The sequence below is a fragment of the Sporosarcina sp. D27 genome, assembly GCF_000586555.1.
Taxonomy (GTDB): Bacteria; Bacillota; Bacilli; order Bacillales_A; family Planococcaceae; genus Sporosarcina.
On record NZ_AZUC01000063.1, the window covers coordinates 69,143 to 84,199 of the forward strand.

Annotated in this window: 13 protein-coding genes; 6 read left to right on the forward strand and 7 right to left on the reverse strand. The window is 41.6% G+C overall.

Features of this window, described 5'->3' with window-relative positions:
• Window positions 1-44: 44 nt before the first annotated feature.
• Together N693_RS0117615 and N693_RS0117620 are read right to left on the reverse strand one after the other, a co-directional pair.
• Entirely contained in the window at window positions 45-761 is a 717-nt protein-coding gene (locus N693_RS0117615; RefSeq protein ID WP_025786147.1) for an SDR family NAD(P)-dependent oxidoreductase, read from the reverse strand.
• A gap of 87 nt (window positions 762-848) precedes the next feature.
• Window positions 849-1,421: a 3D domain-containing protein gene (locus tag N693_RS0117620; RefSeq protein ID WP_025786148.1), complete on the reverse strand. Its 573-nt coding sequence runs from the start codon at window positions 1,419-1,421 to the stop codon at window positions 849-851.
• Between the two features lie 198 nt (window positions 1,422-1,619).
• Between N693_RS0117620 and N693_RS0117625 the strand changes: the two genes are divergently transcribed.
• Window positions 1,620-2,279 carry a GntR family transcriptional regulator gene (locus N693_RS0117625; RefSeq protein ID WP_025786149.1) on the forward strand — a complete coding sequence of 220 codons (660 nt, stop codon included), beginning with the start codon at window positions 1,620-1,622 and terminating at the stop codon, window positions 2,277-2,279.
• A gap of 75 nt (window positions 2,280-2,354) precedes the next feature.
• Here N693_RS0117625 and brnQ read toward each other — a convergent pair whose 3' ends face one another.
• The 3 genes from brnQ to N693_RS0117640 form a co-directional block, all read right to left on the reverse strand.
• Window positions 2,355-3,728: a branched-chain amino acid transport system II carrier protein gene (gene brnQ, locus N693_RS0117630; protein WP_025786150.1), complete on the reverse strand. Its 1,374-nt coding sequence runs from the start codon at window positions 3,726-3,728 to the stop codon at window positions 2,355-2,357.
• A 121-nt stretch (window positions 3,729-3,849) separates the two neighbouring features.
• Complete coding sequence (locus N693_RS0117635) at window positions 3,850-6,927, reverse strand: AAA family ATPase (RefSeq protein WP_025786151.1); 3,078 nt, start codon at window positions 6,925-6,927, stop codon at window positions 3,850-3,852.
• On the reverse strand, window positions 6,924-8,084 hold the full coding sequence (locus tag N693_RS0117640; RefSeq protein ID WP_025786152.1) for an exonuclease SbcCD subunit D: 1,161 nt from the start codon (window positions 8,082-8,084) through the stop codon (window positions 6,924-6,926). The genes N693_RS0117635 and N693_RS0117640 overlap by 4 nt, the downstream gene beginning before the upstream one ends.
• Window positions 8,085-8,507: 423 nt before the next feature.
• On the opposite strand from N693_RS0117640, the gene N693_RS0117645 reads away from it, so the two are divergent.
• From N693_RS0117645 to N693_RS0117660, 4 genes are all read left to right on the forward strand, one after another.
• A complete protein-coding gene (locus tag N693_RS0117645) occupies window positions 8,508-9,251 on the forward strand; it encodes a metal ABC transporter ATP-binding protein (RefSeq protein WP_025786153.1) in 744 nt (247 codons plus the stop codon).
• Window positions 9,251-10,108, forward strand: coding sequence for a metal ABC transporter permease (locus tag N693_RS0117650; RefSeq protein WP_025786154.1), 858 nt, complete (start codon window positions 9,251-9,253; stop codon window positions 10,106-10,108). Before N693_RS0117645 ends, N693_RS0117650 begins: the two co-directional genes overlap by 1 nt.
• Before the next feature lie 81 nt (window positions 10,109-10,189).
• Window positions 10,190-11,140 carry a metal ABC transporter solute-binding protein, Zn/Mn family gene (locus tag N693_RS0117655; RefSeq protein WP_025786155.1) on the forward strand — a complete coding sequence of 317 codons (951 nt, stop codon included), beginning with the start codon at window positions 10,190-10,192 and terminating at the stop codon, window positions 11,138-11,140.
• Window positions 11,141-11,268: 128 nt separating this feature from the next.
• On the forward strand, window positions 11,269-11,883 hold the full coding sequence (locus N693_RS0117660; protein WP_025786157.1) for a DUF3298 and DUF4163 domain-containing protein: 615 nt from the start codon (window positions 11,269-11,271) through the stop codon (window positions 11,881-11,883).
• 6 nt (window positions 11,884-11,889) lie between these two features.
• Here N693_RS0117660 and N693_RS0117665 read toward each other — a convergent pair whose 3' ends face one another.
• Window positions 11,890-12,435 (reverse strand): hypothetical protein, encoded by a 546-nt coding sequence (locus N693_RS0117665; RefSeq protein ID WP_025786159.1) that lies wholly within the window; start codon window positions 12,433-12,435, stop codon window positions 11,890-11,892.
• Between the two features lie 129 nt (window positions 12,436-12,564).
• On the opposite strand from N693_RS0117665, the gene N693_RS0117670 reads away from it, so the two are divergent.
• Window positions 12,565-13,281: a metallophosphoesterase family protein gene (locus tag N693_RS0117670; RefSeq protein WP_025786161.1), complete on the forward strand. Its 717-nt coding sequence runs from the start codon at window positions 12,565-12,567 to the stop codon at window positions 13,279-13,281.
• A gap of 65 nt (window positions 13,282-13,346) precedes the next feature.
• Here N693_RS0117670 and N693_RS0117675 read toward each other — a convergent pair whose 3' ends face one another.
• On the reverse strand, window positions 13,347-14,927 hold the full coding sequence (locus N693_RS0117675; protein WP_025786163.1) for a BCCT family transporter: 1,581 nt from the start codon (window positions 14,925-14,927) through the stop codon (window positions 13,347-13,349).
• Between the last annotated feature and the right edge of the window lie 130 nt (window positions 14,928-15,057).

The window sequence follows — 15,057 nt, forward strand, 5'->3', positions numbered from 1 at the left end:
TTTTCGCAATGCTCTTTCCATGTCACACATGTTCGTCCGATCCCTCAACTAAGTCGCGCAATCACTTCAGTTGACGTCAGATCCTCTTTCTCTATCCACTCAATTAGTAACTGTGCAGTCGCCTCTGCACTTCTCAACTTTCCTTCTTCTTTATAATTGATAAATTGCTCAAGCATCGGGAACCCATCTACATCGCTCGATCGAATCGTCTCTTGCATACCTGTATCGATAATTCCAGGTGCTATAGAGACAATTCCTACTGGATGCTCGACACGTCGTTGTTCTAACCGGACAACTTCTGAAAACCGATCAAGTCCCGCTTTCGTCGTACAATATATTCCCCATCCTTCATATGCATTACGGCCTGCACCTGAAGAGATATTTATGATTTGTTTTTTCGCCTTAGACTGACTCAATACACCAATGAATTCATTGGACAATTCAATTGGAGCTGTCAAATTCAATTCAATAGCTTGTTGTAGAGCATCTGTTGACAGCCCTCCAACTTTCCCAACTGGTTCTACTGTGCCTGCGTTATTAATGAGTGTAAATGATTTAGCTGTTGAAAGGTAAGGAGTCAACAAACGCCCCATCAGTCCTTTTCTTGCCTCTTGACTCGTTAAATCGCATTCTACAAAGTTTTCATAGCCTTTTGGGTTACTACGTGCAATCCCAATTACTAGTGAATCCGTTTTCCGAATTTGTTCATATAATTCTTCACCGATTCCTTTTGAAGCACCAGTTACGATATAAATATCCAAAATAATCACTCCTTCTATGATTGATAGTGTACCATTTGGGGAATATAAAAAACCAACCGATTAACCGGTTGGTTTGATTTTTTGAGGTTAGTTTAATACTTTCACACGTACATTTTTACGTCCCCACTGGACCGCTTTACTTTGTGATGGCATGAATACATCAATTTTGTTTCCTTTGATAGCTCCGCCAACGTCACCTGCAACTGCGTATCCATATCCTTCAACATGCACTTTAGAGCCTAGTGGAATCACTAAAGGATCTACTGCGATTACTTTCAATGAAGGATTCTTTTTCAAGTTAAGTCCTGTTTTTGTAATTCCAGAACACCCTTTACATGAAGCTGTGTATGCTGATGAGTTCGCCATGAACTCCTTTTTCACAGTGTCATCGTCTGAACGTGATGGCTTTTTAGCCGGTTTCTTTGAAGCAGTAGTTGAACCACCGCTTACTAATTTCAATGTTTGGTTCGGATAAATCACTGAGGATTTGATACCGTTCCATTTCATTAAGTTATTAACAGAAACATTGTGCATCCGTGAAATCTTATATAGTGTGTCGCCTTTTTTCACTTTGTACGTAGACGCTGCTGCTGAACTTTCATGTGTTCCACTGACCATTAGTGCCGTAGCTAAGATAAACGTGAAAATTAGTTTCTTCAAAAGCTCCGCTCCCTTGTTTTTAAGTCTGTGTATAGGTTAACAGCCCAACATTACAGTAATATTACAGCTAACCACCATTCCCGTTACAATTAAAAGATGATTATTACAGTTGTCGGAAAGATTCATCTCAAGTTGTTCACTCTAGCAGGAAAGTAATGTATAGTAGACTTAGAAAGTCAAATCAGGACGGTGAACGGAATGCCAATACCACAAAACCATACAAAACCAGCTCGTCAAACTGCAAAAGAAAGCGCATTCAACCAGCTCCAACAATGGATTATTGATGGAACGTTGAAGCCTGGAGAGAAATTAATCGATAGCGAACTAGCTCAGGCTCTTGGAGTTAGCCGAACACCTATACGCGAATCCCTTCAACTTTTGGAAGTTCAAGGGTTCGTTAAAATGTATCCCGGAAAAGCCACCCAAGTCACAGAAGTCGAACGGGATTCCATCAATGATTTGTTGCCACCTCTAGCTGCGATGCAAGCGCTTGCGGCTGAGTTAGCTGCACCTACCATCTCAAAAGAGACGATAGATGTGTTGAGTAGTCTAAACAAGGAATTTGCTGAAGCTGTACGAAGCGAAGACTATTTTACAGCTTTAAAAATTGACGAATCTTTCCACCAGGTCATCGTTGACGCTGCAGCAAACACGTATATCACATCGATTACGTCTTCACTTCAAGTGCACGTTAGACGACTTTTCTTCCATAACTCAATCATTTTGACAGAGCAGTCTATTGATGAGCATGAAGAAATTATCGATATGTTAAAACACAACCGTGCTGACCAAGCATCATCTATTATGCGAGGGAACTGGCTACGTGCCATTAACGAATTCCAATCGCTGAACAACTAAAAACCGGTCTCCCTAAAAATTAGGGGACCGGTTTTTAGTTCTACTATTAGTTTTTGTAGCACCATATTGTAGAAATTATTCTTCTGCGCTTAACGATTGCTTTGAATTCATGCCCATCACTCGAGCGATCACACCGAACACAACAATGACTATCAATGTAGGAATTAACCAACCTAGACCATTCTCATACAACGGAAGTATTTTTCCATAGAACGCTGTTATCGGCTCGATCAGTTTCCCTAACTGTCCGCCTGGCAGTGTATCTGCAAGTGCAGCCAACCCATCAACTACACTGATAAGCATCGCTACGATTGTTACCGCAACGTAAACAATACGAGCGTGACCGAAGAGTGGCGAAACAAATGTGAGGAGCATAAGCGTAATTGCAAGCGGATATAAAAATAGTAAAACTGGAACTGAATACGTAATGATGTTATTCAATCCGATATTTGAGACGATGAAACAGAATACCGTAAATGTGATGACAATCACTTTGTAAGACAATGCAGGAATGAGTGTGTGGAAATACTCTCCACATGCTGTCATCAAGCCAATACTTGTCGTTAAACACGCTAGTAAAATGACAACTCCCAGCAACACAAGACCAGCTTGTCCGAAATAATGAGTGGCAACAGATGTTAATACTGCTCCTCCTGAATCCAACATGCCAAGTGAACTAACACTACTTGCGCCAAGATACGCGATTCCTACATACAAGATTCCTAAGAATCCCGCAGCAACAATTCCCGTCTTAAAAGTAGCCCCGACAATCCCTTTTTTAGACTGCACACCCATTGAGCGGACAATCGTAATGACGATGATTCCGAAGACCAGTGATGCCAAGGCATCCATTGTATTGTAGCCTTCTGTAAACCCATTACCAAATGCACCTGAAAGGTATGTGCTGCTCGGTGCTTGGAATGACCCCATCGGTGAAAATAATGCGACAACTAACAAAACAAGTAACAAGATAATAATCGCTGGCGACAAAATCTTTCCGACCCGATCGGCAATCTTTTGTGGATTCAACGACAGCCAAATTGTAATTCCGAAAAACAACGCAGTAAATATTAGTCTCGGAATCAATGGATCAGCCCCATTCAAGAATGGAGCAATCCCGATATCAAACGCAACAGCTCCTGTTCGTGGTGCTGCGAAAAATGGTCCAATTGTTAAATAAAGCGCCGACGTGAACAAAATCGCATATAGGGGATGAATGCGACTTGCGAGATCCTGCAAGTTGGCACTACCAGAAAAACCGATTGCTAGAATTCCTAGAAAAGGTAATCCAACCCCTGTAATGAGAAACCCGATGACTGCTGGCCAAAAATTCGTACCTGCTTCCTGACCAAGCTGAGCAGGGAAAATCAGATTTCCTGCGCCAAAAAAAAGTGCGAATAACATCGTTCCAATGACGACTAAAGATGAAAACGGTAACTTCCGATCCATATTGAAATACCTCCTAAGATGACTGAAAACGTATGCGATATATTGCAGAACCTCATCATAAACCGCGACTCAAAAAAAAGCAAGTCGCGATTTGAACAAATGCTGAGGTTAACATGAGCGTTTAGTGGATTTCAATACGGGTATAACTGTGTCCTTCTTTCGTCTTTTCCACTCTCAAAACGGCCGAAAACGCTTCTTTCAATTCAGCAACGTGAGAAATAACACCAATCATCCGGCCGGCTTTTTGTAAACTGATAAGTGTATCAATCGCTTTTTGCAAGGATTCTTCATCCAATGAACCAAAGCCCTCGTCGATGAACATAGTGTCTACTGAAATCGAACCTTGGAAACTTTGAATCACATCAGCCATTCCAAGTGCTAGACTAAGTGATGCATTGAATTTCTCTCCACCAGAAAGAGTTTTCACATCACGATTCTGCCCTGTGTACTCATCGTATACGTCAATTCCTAAACCACTTTGGCGACCTCTACTTTCCTGACGATCACTTCGTAATAACTGGAATTGACCGTTAGACAATTCGCTTAACCTTCCATTTGCAGCATGTAAAATCCGTTCTAAGTATTCCGTTTGCAAATATCGCTCAAATGATAGTTTACGATCATTATTCCCACGGACTAAGTCATGAAGTTCAGTCAATCGTGCACACTTTTGTTCAAGTCCACTTTGTGCCCCTATTAAATCTTCCAATTTCAAGTGCAGTTCAGCTGCATTCTTTTCAAGTTCTGAAGCATAATGATACGCCGTTAGCGCTTGTTCGTAGGCATGCTTGTTTTGCTCAGTAAGATTGCGAAGTACTACTAGATCCGCTTTTTGTTTCCCTGCCACTTGCTCCTTCAATTCAGAAATCGCATGTTTTGTCGTCTCGATTTCAACGTCATATTCGTTGATTTTTCGAGTAAGTGCTGTCCGCTGTTCAGAAAGTAGCTTGCACTGTTGGTAATCTGTCTGATCTTCAAAAACTGACTCCTTAATAGCTGCATGAAATGAGCTTGTTGCTGTTTGTTGCTTAACCGTTGCATCTTCAGCGGATTTTGTCATGTAGGTTACAGCTGTTTGAGCATTAGAGACTGCTTCCATTGCGAACTGACGCTGCTCTCTAGCTTGTTCCCAGGCCCGTTCAAGCAACGTTTTATTTTTTTCTTCTTTTCTTATTTCCATTTGCAACGCCTGTATTGAGCGAAACTGTTCTGGAACTGTCTTCAAAGATTCATCAAGAATCGCTTTTCCTTGTTCAAGTTCTGCACGTGTGACATAGTCACTTTTTTCTTTTTCTGCAATTGCTTGTTCGTGTGCCAGCAGCTGGTCATTTGCCTCCGTGTATTGCTGTTTTAAAGTGGGCAAACGATCACGATTGCTCTTCAATTGAAGAAGCCTTTTCTCCAAATGTTGTACGTGCTGTTTACTGACGAGTAACGTATCAGGATTCGGTGTTCCCCCTAATTGCTGTTCAATTCTTGAAACTTCCGTACGTTCACTTGTCAAATGTAAATCAGTAGCTCTATATTGTTCGTACGCTTGTGTTGCGGTCTGTTTCTCGAACTCTAATTGTTCTTTAGTTAGCTGAAACTCTTGAGATTTCAGCTGAACTGCCGGGTGATGCACACTTCCGCAAACTGGACATGGCATCCCTTCTTCCAAGGTCGCTGCGAGAAGGGCAGCTTGATTTGCAATCCACTTAGTTTCAGTTTCAATTGCTTGGCTACGGGTAGTCTCCATTCGCTCCTTTTTCAGCTTCAACTCAGCTGTCAGTTGCTCGATTGTTTTAGTACGGTCACTATGACGCTTCAGTAAATCAGACTTATTGCGTGCATCTGTTAGTTCATCCAATACTTGTTCGTAGCCTTCAGATTCAGTTTCAAGTGTCTCTGTTTTCAACTTTAAGCTTTGGACATTGTCAATTTTTACTTTTACTGATGACTTCATATCCACAAGTTCCCTCTGTCCATCATCAACGCGCTTCTGTAGCGTGCAAATTTGCTTTTCTCTCTCATCTATTTGCATTACGGTCGGTAAGAAGTGTTGGAGGGTAAAAAGTCGTTCCGCGCTTTGTTGTCTTTCAGATTGTTTTTGCATTTCTTCATTAAAAATAGCTTCCACTTTAACAGCATCTTCCTTAGCTGTTTCAAGTGTTAACGTCGCTTGCTGTAATTCCTTTTGACGATTCTTCATATCATCAGTCGCTTCAACTGAACGTCTTTCACTTGGCTCTATCTGAACAGCTTGCTCTGCTTTTTGGAGTCGTGTTCGGTCGGCATTCAGTTCAGTTTCACGTGATGTCAGCAGTTGCATTGTGCTTATCTTTCGTTCTAAGTGTTCAAATTGAGTGTTGAGTGCAGTTCCATTAGAGAACGCTTGCTGAGCTTTTTCATGTGCTTCATATGCCCTTCGATATTGTGCATTGCTTTCATCAGCTGAAGTTTGGTAATGAATACGTTCTTGCTCTAGCCCTTCCATTAAACGTGTCGGATGGATGGAATCTGCCTGAAGTGTTTCAAATAGGGACGATTCTCGCTCCGGAAGACTCGAAGGCAACTGACGTATAATTTGTTCCATCGAAAGACGTGCCGTGTTCAGCTCACTCATCGCAAGATCTTTTCTCTTTTTTAAAATCTCCGCCATTTCTCGGTAATGTTCAGTTTTAAAAATTTTACGCAATATCGTTTCTTTGTTTTCCGTATCAGACGTTAAAAATTTCCTGAACTCACCTTGAGGCAACATTACGATTTGGCTAAATTGTGCTATCGTAAATCCGATAAGTTCTTCAATCTTTTTGTTCACTTCGGAAACGATTTGACGATCTACAGCTGGTATTTCACCTTCGTCTGTTTGCTGAAAAAATTCTGTACGACCGCTAGTTTCACTCTTATTCCCCTTTTTTGTATAAGGAACTTGGCGAAATACACGATACGTACGATCTTGAATAACGAATTCCAACTCGACTGCAGTCTGCAAATCGATTTGTGCAAAATCACTTCTCAGTGCGCGGATATCAGTTCGATCCTCGCCACTAGCCTGTCCATATAAGGCAAAACAAATTGCATCAAATATTGTGGTTTTCCCAGCTCCTGTTGCACCTGAAACCGCAAATAATCCATGCTCTTTAAGAATCGTAAAGTCAATTGTTTCTGTACCACGATAGGGTCCAAATGCCGTCATCGTCAATCGAGTCGGTCTCATAATGCTTCTCCCTTCTTTGTTAACAATTCCTGCAATACTTCATCCACGATTGTCCTCGTTTCCTGGTCAGGTGATGACCCGGTGATTTCTTCAAAAAATGCATTGAATAACGCGCGGTCATCCAACCGCTCGATATCGGAAACCCGAGATGTCGCTTGTTCAGGCAGTGAACGATTCACAACACGTTCCACGTGCATGGCATTTGGATACACCGAACGCACTTTTTCCATAGGAAATAACACCGGAGCATCATCTAACAGTTTTACGAATACATAATCTTCACTAGGTTCCTCTAGCAATAGTTCTGCCATTGTTGCTTTAACCGTTCTAATATCCCGATTTTGGACTAAAACCCTCTTTTCAACCTTTATTGCACCTTTTTCGTCCAGATCAATGACTAAAAATCCTTTATGATGATTTTCTTCAGATATTGAATACTTCATCGGCGATCCAGAATAACGGATTTGTTCTGTTCCCGTAAAGTGTGCTTGATGCAGATGTCCTAGCGCCGTGTAAGAAAAGTGTTTAAACAAATCAGCAGCTACATATTCAGCTCCGCCAATCGATAGCGGACGTTCAGAATCACTCGTATTTTCTTCCGGCTCCCCAAGAGGTGTAACGAATGCATGAGCAATTGCAACATGACGAATGGAAGGATCGAGCGCTCCATATTGCTGAATAACAGACTCCATCGCACGATGATGACTGTCAACTCCTTCATCTTTTGACAAGTTGCGGATAACAGACGGATCTGCAAAAGGAATCAGATGAAACTGGACGAGGCCAAACTCATCCTCAACTTGAACAGTAGTCCCTCCCCCACGTTCAGAAGGTTTCCCCACTATATGTAGACCGTTCGCTTGCATGAGACGACTTCCAAATTGTAGACGTGCTGGACTATCATGATTCCCCGCAATCGCAAGAACCGGTGTCTTATAGTCCACTGTTAACTTCCATAGCAATTCATCTAACAAACTCACAGCCTCTGCAGGTGGCACAGAGCGGTCATAGAGATCACCAGCTATAATGACGACGTCAGGCTTCTCCTCTTTAACGGCATCGGTGAACTGATTTAACACAAAACGCTGTTCTTCAATGAGCGATACACCTTGCAACACTTTTCCTAGATGCCAATCTGCTGTGTGGAATATTTTCATAGTTAGTTCGCCCCTCTTCAATTCATTCTTTCTCTAGTTTACCGGAGAATGGCCGTTCACTCCAACGCAAACAGGGCATCTCGAAGGAGATGCCCTGTCGCGGTAGGTTTTATCAATCAAACACTCAACAAAGTGCAGGACCACACTTTTTTTTGCAAAAATAGCAACCACTCGAAATAATCTGGGTTTTTACTCTTTACATGCTAGCACGCATAGAATATACTATAAAAAGTTGCACATGGGAAACTTAAAGTTGCACTAAGGAAACATATTGATGTATTCTACTATTAAGAACTCTTTCGAAACACTATGCATAATGTGAAAAAATAAGTAAACCCGCTTTCACTTTTTATAAAGTGAGGCAATACTACACAAAAAGTTGCACACGGGAAACTTTACTTTATCAGTTCAGGAGGAATTGGAATGACAGAATCGATCACTGCGAGTAATATCTCCGTTTCATATTCAGGAAAGCAAGTCGTTAGCAATGTTTCATTTACATTTGCACCCGGCAGTTTAATTGGGATTTTAGGTCCGAATGGAGCGGGTAAATCCACTCTTATGAAAGCAATGCTGGGTTTAATACGAAGAGACAGCGGAACTACACAAATCGGTTCGCAATCGATTGATAAGGTGCGGAAGCTAATTGCATACGTCCCACAACGTTCGAACATCGATTGGAACTTTCCTATTGTAGTAAAAGATACTGTACTTCTTGGTACGTATCCTAAGCTTGGACTATTTCACCGACCTAGCAAAGCGGATAAAGCTTGGGCTGAGGAATGTCTGAAACAAGTAGGCATGCAAGATTTTGCTGATCGTCAAATTGGTGAATTGTCAGGAGGTCAACAACAGCGAGTCTTTTTAGCGAGAGCCCTTGCTCAAAAAGCGGATTACTTTTTCCTAGATGAACCCTTTGTCGGAATTGATGTATCAAGCGAAGAAGTAATCATCGGCATTTTAAGAAAGCTTAAAGATGCAGGTAAAACCGTCCTAGTCGTACACCACGATTTGTCTAAGGTGAAAAGTTATTTTGATGAATTGATTTTGATGAATAACGTACTGATTGACGCAGGTCCAGTTGAGCAAGTATTCCGTGAAAAGAATATGACTCGTGCTTATGAACGGCCGATGACAATGTTTGACGATTTGGAGGTTCAAATGTAATGGAATTTTTTCATGATCTGATGAACTATGCATTTTTGCAAAAAGCATTTATCACTTCCGTAATGGTAGGTATCATTTGCGGTGCAATTGGCAGCTTCATTGTTTTACGAGGGATGGCACTAATGGGAGATGCGATTTCTCACGCAGTACTACCAGGTGTTGCGATATCCTATATGCTCAGCATCAATTACTTCTATGGTGCCGTGTTAACCGGTGTACTTACCGCATTTAGTATAGGTGCAATCAGTCAGAACAGTCGCATTAAGAGTGACTCTGCAATCGGAATCGTCTTCTCAGCATTCTTCGCACTCGGAATTATTTTAATCACTAAAGCCCGTAGTGCCACTGACTTGACCCAAATCCTATTCGGTAATGTATTGTCCGTCCGAGATTCCGATATGTGGATCACGCTCGTCATCGGAGCTATTGTAATCGCAACGGTCGCACTGTTTTTCAAAGAGCTCCTCATCTCCAGTTTCGATGAAACAATGGCAGCTGCTTATGGCTTGAATACAAGATTCATACACTATGCGATCATGTTTTTACTGACACTTGTAACAGTTGCATCCTTGCAAACGGTCGGTGTAATTCTTGTTGTTTCGATGCTTATCACACCAGCGTCAGCGGCATATTTGTTAACAAATCGACTATCTACGATGGTTGTGCTGGCATCTTTCTTTGGTGCATTATCATCAGTCATCGGCTTGTATTTCAGTTTCTTGTATAACATGCCATCTGGACCGGTGATCGCACTTGCAACAACGTCTATTTTCGTTTTAGCGTTCCTATTTTCACCGCAGCAAGGATTGATTACTCAGATGTTCAAATCCCACGGAAAACAAGACGCTGCAGCTTAACCAGAACACCGAGTACACTTCCCTCATTTCTTTAGGAGGATTACTATTTTATTTTTTTAACAAAAGGAGAAGATTTTGCTTATGAAAAAGTTTGTAACTTGGATGGGATTGTCATTGATGGCAGCATTCGTACTCGCAGCATGCGGAAGCGACAAAGATAATTCATCTGCACCTGACGGAAAGGAAAAGTTGAAAGTGGTAACCTCATTTACAATCATTGCAGACATGGCTCGCCAAATCGGCGGTGATTATATCGATGTCCATAACTTGGTACCTTCGGGAACAGATCCCCACGAATATGAGCCTCTCCCGAATGACATTAAAGCAGCTACAGACGCTGACGTTTTGTTCTATAACGGACTGAACTTAGAAGGCGGTGACAAAGGTTGGTTCAAAAAGATGACAGACTCTGTTCACCAGAAAGATGAAAACATCTTCAACTTGACAGAAAAAGTGACACCTAAATACTTAACTGACGAAGACGGTCGTGAAGAAGAAATCAACCCTCACGCCTTTATCGACCCAGCTGTAGGTGTCCTTATGGCAGAAAAGATTACAGAAGTGCTGATTGAAAAACACCCAACGGACAGCGAAAAAATCAGGCAGAGGGGTGAAGAGTACGTAAATCGCTTGAAAGAACTCGACAAAGAATATGAAGAGCGGATAAATGACATTCCTGAAGAAAACCGGACGCTTGTTACAAGTGAACGTGCTTTCCAGTATTTGAATGACCACTACGGCCTAAAGGAAGCATATATTTGGGAGATTGACACAGAAGAAAACGGTTCACCGAAACAGATTAAAGACTTGGTTCACTTCATCCAAGAACATAAAGTTCCTGTATTATTTGTAGAATCCAACGTCGATACGCGTCCAATGGAGACTGTTTCGAAGGAAACTGGGGTACCCATGGCAGAGAAGTTCATCTATTCCGATGAAATCGGTGATCCAGGTGAAGAAATCGATACCTACGTGAAATACTTGAACTATAATATCGATCTTATCTACGATGAACTGAGTAAGAAACGATAACCCTACATGAAAAAGGCGGAGTACGCGCTCAAGCAGCGTACTCCGTCTTTTTTTGTTGGATAACAACAGGCTGTGGAATGAATTGAATTGAATTGCATAAAATGATGCATTGAAGAAAGGATGATGTTTTGAAAAATGTACCTGTACTTATTACAACGCGCCAATTACCTAATCCTTCACCTTCCATCTCCATTGTTTATCCAGAAGTCCATCTTCCCCAACTTCCTGTCGTGCAACATAGTCTCAACACGCAAATCCGGAATGAGTTAAACCAGCTACTCATTGACCAAAATTACTATGATCCGAATCTTGTTGAACTCATCGTATATTTCGAGATTAAAACAAATGAACGAAACTTGTTGAGCCTCACACTCATTGCTTATTCCTTTACAGGCGGCGCACACGGAATGACTGTCGTGAAAGCGTTGACGTTTGATACTCAAACAGGTAAAAAATATTCCCTCTATGATCTATTAGGTCCTCAAGATTATGAAAAGCCTTTATCTGATCGAATCCGCAAAAAGATTGAGGAGTGGGATATAGATCTACTCGATCCACCGTTCACTGAAATCAGAAGAGACCAAGACTTTTACTTAGCGGATACGTCACTCGTTATCTATTTCCAATTGTACGAAATCACACCATACGTATGGGGATTCCCTTACTTCCCGATTGCTTTGAAGGACATTGAGAAGCTCATACCAGCTGCAAGCCCATTGCAACGCTTTATCCCTTTCTTATAATGGAATCTAGTTTCGTTTTTTACGAATGATCCAATATAGGATAAACAGAAAAACAATCGAACCTAAAATACTTGGTATGATCCATCTAGAATGACCATCCGCGAAAGAGCTTGGTTCTGCTTGGGTAAACTCCTTCTTCCCGACACCAAGTTCTTTTAAATCTTCCATTGCGCTCGCCTCGGCCGTTGTTCTACTACATATGTCGCTTGTCAGAAAACCATCATCTCTTCCCTCGCTCCGATCTGTTCCGTAAAACAGATAGCTTTCCCCACTCTCGATTGGAAGTCCACAATCTCCATCGTTAAAACCCGTGTAGATCTTGATTGTTTTAGTATCTACCCCTTTCCAGGCTTCCCGTACGTCGATTGTCGCTTCTCTTTGTATACCCACGTCCGTAATTTCTGTAATCGTGCCTAAAAACACAGCATCTGCCTGTTCTTTAGCTTCTGAAACAGAAGGAAGTTCCATACACGAACACGCACGTACCTCTCTTTCTAGAGGCATTGACCAAACAAGCAAGAATACAGTGAGCAATATTCCAATACTTTTCACACTCTTCGCCTCCCTATTTTAAAGAATCAGACGCCAACCTTATCAATTCGTTACAGATTATCTCAAATTGATTTATCGGAAAATGTGGCGTACTGTTAGTGTAGATATGCGTTGGAAAGGGAGAGAGATATGAAACGGACACTTGTCATTAGTGACATCCATGGTGAACTGGGTATGCTCACTGCATTATTAGAAATGGCCAACTACAATTCTAAAACAGATCGACTATTTTTACTTGGAGATTACATAGATAGAGGACCTGATTCAAAAGCAACGCTCGATAAAGTCATGGAGTTGGTCGAAGGAGGCGCAGTTGCTCTCAAAGGAAATCATGAGGATATGATGGTCAAATCCCTGATTGATGGCAATGAGCGCATTTGGAGAAATTGGACTGGTCGAAATGGTGGAGACGCGACATTGCAAAGCTATGGATTCAAACCGGAATCCTTTTTGTTTTCGGAAGAAGAAGAATTCCAAAAACCTCATCTCCACTCGGATCAGCTCAATCGTCACTTAGAGTTTGTCCGTAATCTTCCTTACTATATTGAAGAAGAAGAGACAATCTTCATTCATGCTGGAGTGAAGCCTGGAGTATCGTTGGAAGAAACAGATCCACATGAACTAATCTGGATACGAGATGAATTTCATTCTAACTATAATGGGCCAAAGACAGTAATTTTCGGACATACACCGACAAAGGGGCTTCGTAATGATGAGAGCGATAATAGCATCTACTACGGGTCGAATTCCATTATCGGAATAGATGGTGGTGCTGTATTTGGTGGGCAACTCAACTGTTTAGTCCTCCCGGAGAAGAAAGAAATCTGTGTTCAGGCAAATAAATAAAACAAGCAATCGAGTCAAAATACTGACTCGGTTGCTTGTTTTTTTATGGATTGAGCATGCTATCCTCAGCTCTTGTTCGTCTGTTTTTCTTTTCGTCGTTCTTTTTTCTTATTATACTCGGCTTCTATTCGTTCAAAGCGTCGTACATCTCTCGGCCTTACTGTAATCGGTTCTTTCTTCAGCATTTTCACCATAGAAAATACCATGATTATTAAAAATACACCGAATGGCAATGCAGATACTAAGGAAGCCGACTGGAGGGCTTCAAGACCACCTGCATACAGGAGAACTGCACCAATAGCCGCCATGAGCACGCCCCACGTCAATTTTACTGCTAAAGGTGGTAAAAGACTTCCTTTCGTTGTCATGCTTGCTAAAATGTATGTAGCGGAATCAGCAGATGTGACCAGGAAAGTGAAAATCAATATAATTGCCAAGAACGTTAACACTCCTGTTAACGGCATATGTTGGAACGTTGCGAATAGAGCAGATGTCACGTCTTGGTCGACTGCTTCAGCAATGTTTGTCCCATTTTTCAAATCACTATATAACGCTGTGCCGCCAAGAGTTGCTACCCACATACAAGCAAATACAGGAGGGATGACCATAACACCGACTATGAATTCTCGAATCGTTCTCCCTTTCGAAACTCTGGCGACAAAAGCTCCGACAAATGGTGACCAGGCAATCGTCCATGCCCAGTAAAAAATCGTCCATTTCTGAACCCATGTCCCTTCACCATAGGGCTGCAAACGCAAACTATATTGGATGAAATTCGTAATATAATCCCCGATTGCTAATGTAAAACTGTCCAATATGAATACCTTTGGACCGACGACAAAGAAGAAGGCGAGTAACGTGATCGCTAGTCCTAAGTTGAAATTCCCTAAATATCGAATTCCTTTCTCTAACCCTGTTGACGCAGAAATCATATAGGCTACGAAAACAACTGCAATGATTGAAAATTGAACGAGGTATGTATTATTGATGTCGAATGCATACTCCAGTCCTCCACTCATTTGAAGAACACCGAGGCCCAATGAAGTCGCAATCCCCATCACCGTTGCAATGACCGCTAACGAGTCAATGCCACCCTTCAAATACTTGTTTGAACCTACTACAGGTTCCAATGCAGTTGAAATAAGTCCATCTTTCTTCTTTCTAAACTGTAAAAATGCAATAACCAGACCAACTAAGCCAAAAATAGCCCACTGTGAAATCCCCCAATGGAAAAACGAATACCCCATAGCAACACGTGCCGCCTCTTCCGTGCCAGGCTCCACCCCTGAAACAGGTGCATTGATGTAATGGCTCATCGGTTCAGCTACACCATAAAAGACAAGACCGACACCAAAACCAGCTGAAAACAACATACCGATCCATGTAAAGAACGGAAAATCCGGTCGTTCATCATCTCCACCTAAACGTATGGCTCCATATTTACTAATGGCCAGTCCAATCAGAAACACGATCAATACAAATACAACAAGCAAGTAGAACCAGCCGAAACTTCTCGTGGTGAATTCATATAACTGATCTGCTATAACTCCAAACCTTTCGTTCATGACCGCACCAAGTACTACTAAAATGAAAATGACTGATGCGGATATCACAAATACTGGATTCTTCCAAAACTTCTTCTCCAACGGCAACGACTCCCATTTCTCTAGTTACTACCCCAATACCCTCATTTTTGTATGTATAACATGGAAATAGTAATGCTCCAGTTCTATATGTATTAGTTTTGACTAAATTCTTTTCAATTCGGATACAATT

Bases quoted from the DNA above. Each gene is read 5' to 3' on its own strand.
- N693_RS0117625 (WP_025786149.1), top strand. From the start codon at position 1,620: ATGCCAATACCACAAAACCATACAAAACCAGCTCGTCAAACTGCAAAA.
- brnQ (WP_025786150.1), bottom strand. From the start codon at position 3,728: ATGGATCGGAAGTTACCGTTTTCATCTTTAGTCGTCATTGGAACGATG.
- N693_RS0117635 (WP_025786151.1), bottom strand. From the start codon at position 6,927: ATGAGACCGACTCGATTGACGATGACGGCATTTGGACCCTATCGTGGT.
- N693_RS0117640 (WP_025786152.1), bottom strand. From the start codon at position 8,084: ATGAAAATATTCCACACAGCAGATTGGCATCTAGGAAAAGTGTTGCAA.
- N693_RS0117645 (WP_025786153.1), top strand. From the start codon at position 8,508: ATGACAGAATCGATCACTGCGAGTAATATCTCCGTTTCATATTCAGGA.
- N693_RS0117650 (WP_025786154.1), top strand. From the start codon at position 9,251: ATGGAATTTTTTCATGATCTGATGAACTATGCATTTTTGCAAAAAGCA.
- N693_RS0117655 (WP_025786155.1), top strand. From the start codon at position 10,190: ATGAAAAAGTTTGTAACTTGGATGGGATTGTCATTGATGGCAGCATTC.
- N693_RS0117670 (WP_025786161.1), top strand. From the start codon at position 12,565: ATGAAACGGACACTTGTCATTAGTGACATCCATGGTGAACTGGGTATG.